Origin of the sequence: thiotrophic endosymbiont of Bathymodiolus puteoserpentis (Logatchev) (assembly GCF_900127505.1) — a bacterium.
GTDB lineage: Bacteria > Pseudomonadota > Gammaproteobacteria > PS1 > Pseudothioglobaceae > Thiodubiliella.
This window is the reverse complement of sequence record NZ_UEXF01000055.1, coordinates 39,887-50,491: the sequence shown is the minus strand read 5'-3', so window position 1 is coordinate 50,491 and position 10,605 is coordinate 39,887. Positions and strand designations below refer to the sequence as shown.

10 protein-coding genes are annotated in these 10,605 nt (G+C 34.5%); 4 read left to right on the top strand and 6 right to left on the bottom strand.

The annotated features are described in order from the left end of the window. Together BHECKSOX2_RS10300 and BHECKSOX2_RS07010 are read left to right on the top strand one after the other, a co-directional pair. On the top strand, window positions 1-302 hold a 302-nt coding region (locus tag BHECKSOX2_RS10300; protein ID WP_245391348.1), incomplete at its 5' end, for a transposase. 218 nt (window positions 303-520) lie between these two features. Next, window positions 521-829, top strand: coding sequence for a hypothetical protein (locus BHECKSOX2_RS07010; protein WP_139683018.1), 309 nt, complete (start codon window positions 521-523; stop codon window positions 827-829). A gap of 25 nt (window positions 830-854) precedes the next feature. Here the strand turns inward: BHECKSOX2_RS07010 and chrA are convergent, their stop codons facing one another. The 6 genes from chrA to dnaA all read right to left on the bottom strand — a co-directional run bounded on the left by chrA (window position 855) and on the right by dnaA (window position 9,373). Beyond that, window positions 855-2,165, bottom strand: a complete 1,311-nt coding sequence (gene chrA / locus BHECKSOX2_RS07005) for a chromate efflux transporter (RefSeq protein ID WP_139683017.1) — start codon at window positions 2,163-2,165, stop codon at window positions 855-857. 69 nt (window positions 2,166-2,234) lie between these two features. After that, window positions 2,235-3,122 (bottom strand): phosphoribulokinase, encoded by an 888-nt coding sequence (locus BHECKSOX2_RS07000; protein WP_139683016.1) that lies wholly within the window; start codon window positions 3,120-3,122, stop codon window positions 2,235-2,237. A 12-nt stretch (window positions 3,123-3,134) separates the two neighbouring features. After that, on the bottom strand, window positions 3,135-5,543 hold the full coding sequence (gene gyrB / locus BHECKSOX2_RS06995) for a DNA topoisomerase (ATP-hydrolyzing) subunit B (protein ID WP_139683015.1): 2,409 nt from the start codon (window positions 5,541-5,543) through the stop codon (window positions 3,135-3,137). Window positions 5,544-5,652: 109 nt separating this feature from the next. Further along, complete coding sequence (recF, locus tag BHECKSOX2_RS06990) at window positions 5,653-6,741, bottom strand: DNA replication/repair protein RecF (protein ID WP_139683014.1); 1,089 nt, start codon at window positions 6,739-6,741, stop codon at window positions 5,653-5,655. Between the two features lie 22 nt (window positions 6,742-6,763). Next, window positions 6,764-7,867, bottom strand: a complete 1,104-nt coding sequence (gene dnaN, locus BHECKSOX2_RS06985) for a DNA polymerase III subunit beta (RefSeq protein WP_139683013.1) — start codon at window positions 7,865-7,867, stop codon at window positions 6,764-6,766. Between the two features lie 213 nt (window positions 7,868-8,080). After that, a complete protein-coding gene (dnaA, locus tag BHECKSOX2_RS06980; RefSeq protein WP_090717412.1) occupies window positions 8,081-9,373 on the bottom strand; it encodes a chromosomal replication initiator protein DnaA in 1,293 nt (430 codons plus the stop codon). Between the two features lie 108 nt (window positions 9,374-9,481). On the opposite strand from dnaA, the gene BHECKSOX2_RS06975 reads away from it, so the two are divergent. Together BHECKSOX2_RS06975 and BHECKSOX2_RS06970 are read left to right on the top strand one after the other, a co-directional pair. After that, on the top strand, window positions 9,482-9,997 hold the full coding sequence (locus tag BHECKSOX2_RS06975; protein WP_180323706.1) for a YqhA family protein: 516 nt from the start codon (window positions 9,482-9,484) through the stop codon (window positions 9,995-9,997). A 57-nt stretch (window positions 9,998-10,054) separates the two neighbouring features. After that, window positions 10,055-10,591, top strand: a complete 537-nt coding sequence (locus BHECKSOX2_RS06970; RefSeq protein ID WP_180323705.1) for a hypothetical protein — start codon at window positions 10,055-10,057, stop codon at window positions 10,589-10,591. The last annotated feature ends 14 nt before the right edge of the window (window positions 10,592-10,605 follow it).

Sequence of the window (10,605 nt, the reverse complement as noted above, 5' to 3'; positions counted from 1 at the left end):
TGCCTAAAAAAGCCCTTAAGCGAGACAATCGTTATCAACGAGACAAAAAGCGCAAACTGTGTAAAAGACGCGCAGCGATTGAGCCGATTATCGGACATCTTAAATCAGATTTTAGACTCTCTAGAAACCTACTCAAAGGGCAAGTTGGTGATGAGATTAATGTTTTAATGGCTGCCTGTGCTTGGAATTTGAGAAAATGGCTGGTGATAGCCACTATTTTTTTGTTTTGGCAAAAACTGGGCTTATTTTTTGTAAAATACCTAAGGTTTTTTGTGGTGCTGGATAAAAAGCAGTTTTGTTGATTTAGATGGTTGGGAAAATGGGTGGTTTTGGTTTGGTTTGGGGTGGTTTTTAAGGGGCGACTAATTACCCTCATGCTATGGTCGTTGGGTTTAATCTCTCAGCCACATTTTTATATGAGCGCCTATTTGGAATAAAATAAAGACTTGTATGTTGATATTATGAGGGGGATTCTAAAAATAACGATTGAGATTCTTGGTGTGTTTTCTTTTTTACTGCGGTGGAACAACAAGTTCTCAGAAATCTAGATACTGCTGAAAAAATTACAGGGCTTTATGAGCAAATGAAGACTCCATTTACAGAAGTTTTATCCTCTAAATGGAGCGTCAAAGTGTTAGATTTTGTCTTTGCCAACCCTATTCTTAAGAATAACGGTTTGTCAAAAAAATGTGGATTTTCTACACAAAATGCTGCGCGTTTTAGTAAAGGTTTGTTAAGTGCAGGTCTAATAAAAGTCTCTATGGAGCTCTCTGGTAGACGGGGTGCAATGTATTCTTTTGAGCCATTGTTAGAATTAGTTCGAGTGTAGCACGCTAACAATCAGTTAATTTTGTTTAACCAAAATAAACAATACCCAACCCTATGACGCCACTCAGGAAAATCACACTCATAATTCCAACTTTAAAGCGAAATAATGCAATGAATGCAATGATAGTGATAGCGATGGCTATCCAGTCAATTTGGTTATTTTGATAGAGTGTAGCAAGGGCAAAAAATAGCGCTAAATTCACAATCACACCCACCACAGTCGCTGTTACTGCGGATAACGGTGCGCTGAATTTCAAATCTCCACGCGTGGCTTCAACCCCTGGTCCGCCTAAGAAAATAAACAAAAATGAGGGCAAGAAAGTAAAGAAAGTAGCCACCGATGCACCTGCAAAACCTGCCATTAGCATCGAATCTGCGCCAAAAACTTCTTTTACAGTTGCACCCACAAAGCCCACAAATGCCACTACCATAATCAGAGGACCTGGGGTGGTTTCCCCCAAAGCCAAGCCATCCATCATCTGTGTGCTACTCAGCCAACCATACTGCTCAACACCGCCTTGGTAGATATAAGGCAACACTGCGTAAGCACCGCCAAAAGTAACAAGTGCAGCTTTAGTAAAGAACTCACCCATATCATGCAAGACTTTATTATCCAAAAAACTCATCACTGCAATGCCAAGCACAACACCGACCACACAAAAACCAATTAAACGCGACAACTTAAATTTAGCATGTTCAGGAATAGGTGTATTGTCATCAATCAATGCTGGGCCGTAACTGTTTTTGCCGTTGCCGTGATGCTTGCCCGCCTTAAAAGTATCAGGTAAAAATTTTGCACCTATATAGCCAATTAAAGCAGCACTTAAAACAATATAAGGGAAAGGCACTTTCAATGCAAAAATCGCAACAAATGCAAGTACTGCAAGTACTTTTAGAATATTGTTTGATAAGGCTTTAGAGCCAATACGACAAGCAGCGAACAAAACAATAGCGGTCACCGCAGGCTTAATACCATACAAAACTCCTGCTACCGCACTCACATTACCATAACTCAGATATATCCATGTTAATGTGATCAAAATAAACAAAGAGGGTAAGACAAACAGTATGCCAGCTACAAGTCCGCCACGCACACCAAACATCAACCAGCCAATATAAGTGGCAAGTTGTTGTGCTTCTGGGCCTGGTAATATCATGGTGTAATTTAGCGCATGTAAAAAACGATGCTCAGAAATCCAGCGACGCTTCTCTACCAACTCTTGGTGCATCATTGAAATTTGCCCTGCAGGTCCGCCAAAACTGATAAAACCGAGCTTTAACCAATAGATGAAAAATTGAATAAAACTAGGTTTTAAAGGTGTTTGTGTTGTATTCATTTGTTACTTTCTTTTAAATAAAAAAAACCCCAGCTAAATGACTAGGGTCTTTAACCATTATGGATTTAATTACTTATTACCAATCAAATCATGAATAATTGGGTACAAAATAATTTCCATCGCTAAACCCATCTTATTACCTGGCACTACAATCGTATTGCGTCTAGACATAAATGAACCTTCAATCATACTTTTAACAGTAGGAAAATCAACCGGTGTTTTGTTTAAATCTTTAAAACGAATCACCACAAGAGACTCGTCTGGCGTAGGAATATCACGGGTAATAAAAGGATTGGAAGTATCTACAGTGGCAATGCGTTGAAAGTTGATATCTGTTTGAGAAAATTGCGGTGTGATGTAATTGATATAATCAGGCATTCTACGCAAAATTGTATCAACAGTGTCTTCTGCTGAATAGCCACGCTCAGCATTATCACGGCTAATCTTTTGAATCCATTCAAGATTAACGCTTGGGACAACACCAATTTTTAGGTCTCCGTATTGTGCCATATCAATGCCATCAGTAACAACTGCACCATGTAGACCTTCATAGAATAATAAATCTGTACCAGCACCAACTTTTTCCCAAGGAGTGAATTCACCAGGATTAAGATTTGAATTTAGTCTTGCATTATGCTCAACAGCCTCTTCATCAGAGTGAATATAATAGCGACGATCACATTGACCTGTTGTGCCATAATCTTTAAAGGTTTTCTCAATCTTATCAAACTCATTTGCATCTGGACCGAAGTGCGATAAGTTCTTATTACCTTCTGCTTCTGCTACTGCTACTGCTTTTTTCATTGCAACGCGGTCATACTTATGGTAACTGTCGCCTTCAACGATTAATGGCGTAATACCTTCTTTGTTAAAAATGTGCTCAAATGCACGCTTTACAAAAGTTGTACCAGCACCTGATGAGCCAGTTACTACTATTACAGGATTTTTTTTTGACATATATTTCTCCGTTTAAAAATCTAAATTATCAACAGAAAGTGCATTGTCTTCAATGAAGTTTCTGCGTGGCTCTACCTCGTCACCCATTAAAGTAGAGAACACCTCATCTGCTACAATAGCATCTTCAATCTTAACCTTTAATAAAATTCTATTTTCTGGGTTCATTGTAGTTTCCCATAACTGCTCTGGATTCATCTCACCTAAACCCTTATAACGCTGAAAACTTTGACCTTTCTTAGCATCATTCATTAAAAAAGTAATCACTTCTGTGAAGTTTTTTACCTTGATGGTTTTTTCTTTTTTCTCAACGAAAGATTCGTCGGTAATTATACTTTCAATCTCTTGTGCAAACTTTTTAATACTTGTGTAATCTGTTGAAGCAAAGAATGATTCACCAAGATTATCAACATCCGTATCTACGCCATACGCTGATAAGGTATGTTCAATTTCATTAGTGGCTGAATTAAAAACAACCGTGTGTTTTTGTGCTGGAGATAAGTCTTGCGATAAAATTTGCTCTAATTGCTCGATCCAAGCACTTACTTTCTTCGTATCTTTTAAATCTTTTAATGGACTTATCTTAGCAATGGCTCGCAATAGTGCAGTATTAATTTTCTTTGATAGACGCTCAATAATGCTGTCTATTTCATAGTAATCTTTTACTGCAGTTTCTAAGGCAATACCAGAAATTGCTGGTGCTTGTGCATTGGTAAATAAGTTTGCATCATTCACCGCTTCTTGTAATAAATAACTATTGAGCTCTTGGTCATCTTTTAAATATTGTTCTTGTTTGCCTTTTTTTATTTTGTATAAAGGTGGTTGTGCAATATACAAATAGCCATTTTCAATCAATTCAGGTAAATAACGATAAAAGAAAGTTAACAGCAAAGTTCGAATATGCGCACCATCAACATCAGCATCTGTCATAATCACGATCTTGTGGTAGCGTAATTTTCCAATATCATATTCTTCTTTACCAATACCGCAACCAAGTGCGGTAATTAAAGTACCAACTTCAGCAGAGCCTAACATTTTTTCAAAACGCGCTTTTTCAACATTGAGGATTTTACCCTTGAGCGGTAAAATCGCCTGAGTGCGACGGTCACGACCTTGTTTGGCAGAACCACCCGCTGAATCACCTTCCACTAGAAAAATTTCACTCTCAGCTGGGTCTTTGGTTTGACAATCGCTCAATTTTCCCGGTAAACCGGCGATATCAAGTGCACCCTTACGACGAGTCATCTCTCTAGCTTTTCGCGCTGCATCACGAGCACGCGAAGCCTCTAAAATCTTACCAACAATGATTTTTGCTTCACTTGGATTTTCTAAAAGGTATTCACCCAATTTTTCGTTAAGTGCTGATTCAACGGGGGCACGCACTTCACTTGATACTAATTTATCTTTGGTTTGCGATGAGAATTTAGGGTCTGGTACTTTCACTGAAACAATGGCAGTTAAACCTTCTCGTGTATCTTCACCAGTAATTGCGGCTTTTTCTTTTTTTGCCATGCCTGAATTATCAATATAATTATTCAGTGTTCGTGTCAGTGCACCCCTAAAACCTGCTAAGTGAGCACCGCCATCACGCTGAGGAATATTATTGGTAAAACAGTAAATACTTTCTTGATAAGCATCACTCCACTGCAAGGCAACATCAATTTCAATATTGTCGCGTTCAGCTGAGATGGTGATAATATCATTATGAATTGGATTTTTAGCTTTGTTAAGATGTGCAACGAAAGCAGTAATACCGCCTTCATATTTAAATATATCTTTACGACCTGTTGCAATCTCTTCAATTTCAATATGAACACCTGAATTTAAAAACGATAACTCGCGCACACGATTGGCTAAAATGTCGTACTTAAATTCAGTAATCGCAAAAACTTCAGGACTTGGTTTAAAGTGAATAGTTGACCCAGTAGCGTCTGTTTTACCTGTGACTGCCATTGGCGCATTTGGCACACCTAAAGTATAATGTTGTTCGTGAATTTCACCTGCGCGATATACGGTTAAGTGTACAGTTTCAGATAGGGCGTTTACAACAGAAACACCCACACCATGTAAACCACCAGATACCTTATATGAATTATCATCAAACTTACCGCCTGCATGCAATATTGTCATAATAACCTCAGCTGCACTTATACCTTCTTCAGGGTGAATATCAGTTGGAATACCACGACCATTATCAGAGACTGATACCGATTGGTCTTCATGAATAATAATATTAATTTTTGAACAATGCCCAGCTAACGCCTCATCGATAGCATTATCAACTACCTCAAATACCATATGGTGCAAACCTGTCCCATCATCAGTATCACCAATGTACATTCCTGGACGCTTTCTAACCGCATCAAGACCTTTTAAAACTTTAATATTAGAGGCTTGATATTCTTGTGTTTGTTCTTCAGACATAGACGCTCGAAAAAAATAATTAATTATACCATGAGAAACCTAAAAATAAGGTTTTTGGCTGTGTTTTTATTTCAACCATTGTGTGGATTTAAAAGGAATATACTAAAAATCAATCGCTTTGTTTAATCTCACCATTTTTAATTTGAAATATCATAGGATTGATTTGATTAATTGTAGATAAATTATGACTAATATCGGTTATAAAAGTTTGCATTTTTAAGGATTTTAAATAATGCAAAATACTGTTAATTTTTTCTTCATCTAATTCAGATGATAAATCATCAATTAGGACGATAGGTTTTATCTTAAGGTTGGATAATAAAACAACTTGGGTTAGCCAAAAAATAATAGACAAAGTTTTTTGTTCGCCCCTTGAAAGAAAGCATTCACTTTTATCATTAAATGAAAAATCAATATTAGCTTTATGGGGGCCATAATTTAAATGCTTAACACGCAATAAAAAAGATTTGTTTTTATTTAAATATTGATAAATACTTTGTTCATCAGTTTCATTAACTTCTTTTGGCCAACCAGAAGAAAACTGATAATCAAATTCACCTAATGAATCCATTAACGACTCTAGTTCTTTAGTTTGGTTAGATAATGAAATTTGTTTAAGTTGTTGTAAATAATCCAAACGATTCTTACTGATAACAGCAGCAGTTTTTGCCAGTTCTAAAAACCAGAAATCCAACTCATTGATTTGATTGTTAGCCAATAAAATATTAATATTTTTTAGTATCTTATGATAGTTTTTAAAGACTTTAGAGATTTCTGGTTTCACGTGAAACACTCCCCAATCTAAATAAGAGCGCTTGTTTTTAGGCGTACCATTTACAATAAATCCTTTATCTGGAGTGATAATTTGAATGGGTAATATTTGACTTAATTGTGAAGTGTTAGTAATCCTTTGTTGATTAATACTAATGGTATTTTTGATTTTTGATTTTTCAAGTTTTATTCTATTGTCATCAATTTCTACATCCAATTGAAACTTATCAGTATTAAAACTAATAACCTCTTTAATGGTTTTTGTTTTAAAAGAACGATTGTGACCTAAATAATAGATTGCTTCTATTAGATTGGTTTTTCCTTGCGCATTACCCCCGATAAACAAATTAATATTTTCACAAGGTGTAATATATTGAGTAGTTAGATTACGAAATTGATGGATAGATAATTTATTGATAATAGCCACAATAAAGACTTAAATCAATAAATTAGATTTTCATTGGCATAACAACATATTGATAACTTTCATCATCAATACTGCTTAATAGGCAAGATTGAGAGTTTTCACTAGGTAAAACCATATTAATTTCGTCAGTGGTTAAAATTTCTAGAACACTCATTAAATAATTAATATTAAAAGCAATATCTGTTTCTTTGTTGAAATTTTTAACATCAACTTTGGCTTTAGCTTGACCTCGTTCTGAATGAGAAAATATATTAATTTGATTGTCTTTAAATGCTAATTTAACTCCTTTGGTTCGTTCCTCAACAAAAATTGAAGTTTGTTGTAGATTATCTAAAAATTCTTGACGATTAATAATCGCTGTATTTTCATGGTTGGTTGGAATTACTTGTGCATAATTAGGAAAATTACCATCAATTAAACGACTCACCACAGTTGCACCATCAGTTTTTAAATGGAAGTAATTTTCTGAAAGATGTATATCAATATTTTCATCGCCATCATGTTCTAAAATTTTGTTTAGTTCTGATACTGCTTTTCTTGGTAGGATAACGGTTTTTTGACTGGTTAGATTGTTATTTTGTTTAATTTCACCAATTGATAGACGATGGCCATCTGTTGCCACTACGATAATATTGTCTTTATTTACTTCAAAATATAAACCATTTAGATAAGCACGAATATCTTGGTTACCCATTGAGAAGGATGTCTTTTTAATAAGATCTTTTAAAACAGTACGATTGATATTAACTGTTTCACTATCAATGATTTTTGGTGATTCTGGAAAATCTTGTGTATTGAAAGTATTAAGTTCAAATGAATTACTATTGGTTTTCATGTAAATTTTAGATTTTTCAATAATAAATTCAATAACTGTGTCTTCTTTTAATTTACGAATAATATCAATCAAATCTTTTGCGTAAATTGTAAAACTAACTTCTTCTTGGGACTGAATTTTTTTTGATGCGTGGAGCTCAATTTCCATATCAGTGGTGGTTAAAGTTAGTTCGCCATTTTTTAATTGAATTAGCACATGTGAGAGAATAGGTAATGTTGGTTTATTTTCAACAACACCAATGACTGTTTGTAAAGGCTCTAGTAATTCGTCTACTGTAAGTTGTATATTCATGAGTAATTTTCTTAATTAAATAGTATTATTATTATTAGGGGTGTATTTCTTTGTTGAAAACATGGTAATTTCTTTTAAAAACAATAAATTAAGTTGTTGATAATTTAGTAGTTATTTTATGTAAAAACTCAGAGTTATGTTTACAATATGTAATATTTTATTAAGTTGTTAAAATTATCAACAGTTAGTTGGAAAAGTTATTGTGGATAATGTTTATAAGTTGGCTAATTTTAATTTAATTACTTCATAATTACTTTTTGTTTCAGTCTCTTCAGCCTTTAATTTAATTTTTTTAATAGCATGTAAAACTGTGGAATGGTCTCGATTTCCAAAATGTTTTCCAATGTTTGCTAATGATAAATTTGTAAGCTCGTGTGCTATAAAAATTGCCACTTGTCGCGCTAAAACAGTATGTTGTTTTCGACTTTTTGAGCTTAGATCTGATATAGTAATGCCGTAGTGTTTGGCAACCTCTTTTTGTATATCGTTAATATCAACATCCACAGCTTGTGGTTTAATTAAATCCCCTAGCGCGGTATCGATAATCTCTTTGGTAATGATAAGATTGGGTAGTTTAGAAAAATCAATGAATGCTTTAAGCTTTAATAATGCACCTTCTAAATCTCGTACATTTGAATCTATATTACCTGCAATATAAAGCGCCATATCTTCGGTAAGTTCAATATTGATTTTTTCGTTATGTGCCTTTTTGAGTAAAATAGCAGCACGCATTTCTAATTCTGGTGGTTTTAAAAGTAGGTTTAAACCTTGGGAAAACCTTGTTTTTAAGCGCTCCTCTAAAGACTTAATATTTTTTGGTGGCTGGTCACAAGTGAATATAATTTGTTTTTTTGTATTAAATAAAAAATTAAAAATATGAAAAAATTCTTCTTGAGATTTTTCCTTGCCAGCAATTAAGTGAATATCATCTACCAACAATAAGTCAGCAGATTGGTAATAAGACTTAATATCTTCAATGGTATTGTGGCGAAGACTGGTGGTAATGTTTCTAACAAAATCCATCAACGGCATATAAATAATTTTGGCTTTAGGTTTTTTTTCTTTTACTAGATGTCCTGCAGCTTGCATTAAATGTGTTTTTCCTAACCCTGAGCTACCATAAACAATACAAGGGTTGTAAGGAGAATTTTTAAGGTTTTCCGCGATTTGTTGAATGGCGCCGTAGGCTATTTGATTGGCATTACCTAAAACCAAATTTTCAAAAGTATAGTCATCTAGAAGGGGTGTTGTATGTTGCTTTTTTGCCTGTGGCTGAGCCACAACTCCAATCAAAATCTTCAGACTTTTATCGTGCTGCGCAATAGCAGTTTTAATTTTTTGTTTTAGGTTTTTTTTAAGATACATTACCGCTGAATCGTTAGGTGCCAATATTGTTAAAGTGCCGTTTTTTTCTTGTGTTTTTAATGGTTTAATCCAGACACTGAATTGCCCGACTGGCACAGTATCTTTTAAGGTTTCTAAACATTTTTTCCAAGTTTTTGACATAAGGCTTCTGAGTGAGCACAATTAAAAGATTATTTTAGCCGTGTTTTTGTTTTATTAAAACAAATAATGATATACTAAACTTTTGTCTTTTGAATTAAGGGTTGATAAATGAAATTGGTTGAAAAATATTTTGAAAAGTTTTTGTGGAATTCGCGTTTTATGGTGCTTGCAGCAGTGCTTTCCTCATTGTTGTTATCGCTGGTGTTGTTTGTGATTACTGCTATTGATGTTGGTTCATTGTTTATGCATGCAGGTGAGTATTTAGGCGCAACGGCTGAGGCTAGAAAAATATTAAAAATTGAAATGGTTGCACACACGGTGGGTTCTATTGATGGATTTTTGTTGGCAACTATTTTGTTAATATTTGCGTTAGGTTTGTATGAGCTGTTTATTAGTGATATTGATGAGGCTAAAAACAGTGACTGCTCGAAAGTATTGGAGATTAATTCGCTTGATGATTTGAAAGCGAAGCTTTCCAAAGTCATTTTAATGATTTTAGTGGTTACTTTTTTTGAGGTTTCTTTGTCAATGACTTTTACAGGTGCGCTAGATTTAGTGTATTTTTCACTTGGTATTTTAATGGTTTCCTTGGCGCTTTATTTTGGTTCAAAATCTAAGCACTGATTGATTTTTGTGTCTAATTAGAGTAACATTGCTCAATTTCTATATTAGATAAGTATTATGCGTCAAACAATCGTAGTAGGTAACTGGAAAATGAACGCCTCAAAAGAGACAGTTAACACATTGGTGTTGGGTGTTCTTGAAGGTATGCCAGATGTTAAATCCATTAGCGTTCTTATTCCTCAAGATATAAATGATGAGCCGGGTTGGGGGGGGCGTGCCATTAAACGCGGTCAGGAATATAAGTTGGGATTGGATGTGGTTTATGTTTCTGGCAGTAAAATACCGCTAAATAATTATCATCTTTTAGAATATGATAGGGATATCTACAAAAATCTAGATTACATATCAGGCTCTATGACTTGTGATAGTTTTGGCAAAAGTAGAGACATTAAGATAGAAATTGATAAGCCTGCATTGCGCAAAAGTGGTTCTATTAAATATAATTATGGCAGCCTTGCACACTCAATCACTGTTCCTAATTCTTTTATGGAGCGTATAGAGACTTATGATAAAGCCCAATACGAACCCAACAGTCTATTTAAAGCATTAAGGGGTCGTCTTAGCACTACCACAAAATCAAATCAATCAAAATAAATAACAACAAAGGG

Excerpts from the sequence above, each read along its gene's own strand:
- gyrB (WP_139683015.1), bottom strand. The coding sequence starts at position 5,543 with ATGTCTGAAGAACAAACACAAGAATATCAAGCCTCTAATATTAAAGTT.
- BHECKSOX2_RS06970 (WP_180323705.1), top strand. The coding sequence starts at position 10,055 with ATGCGTCAAACAATCGTAGTAGGTAACTGGAAAATGAACGCCTCAAAA.
- BHECKSOX2_RS07000 (WP_139683016.1), bottom strand. The coding sequence starts at position 3,122 with ATGTCAAAAAAAAATCCTGTAATAGTAGTAACTGGCTCATCAGGTGCT.
- dnaA (WP_090717412.1), bottom strand. The coding sequence starts at position 9,373 with ATGTCAAAAACTTGGAAAAAATGTTTAGAAACCTTAAAAGATACTGTG.
- BHECKSOX2_RS06975 (WP_180323706.1), top strand. The coding sequence starts at position 9,482 with ATGAAATTGGTTGAAAAATATTTTGAAAAGTTTTTGTGGAATTCGCGT.
- dnaN (WP_139683013.1), bottom strand. The coding sequence starts at position 7,867 with ATGAATATACAACTTACAGTAGACGAATTACTAGAGCCTTTACAAACA.
- chrA (WP_139683017.1), bottom strand. The coding sequence starts at position 2,165 with ATGAATACAACACAAACACCTTTAAAACCTAGTTTTATTCAATTTTTC.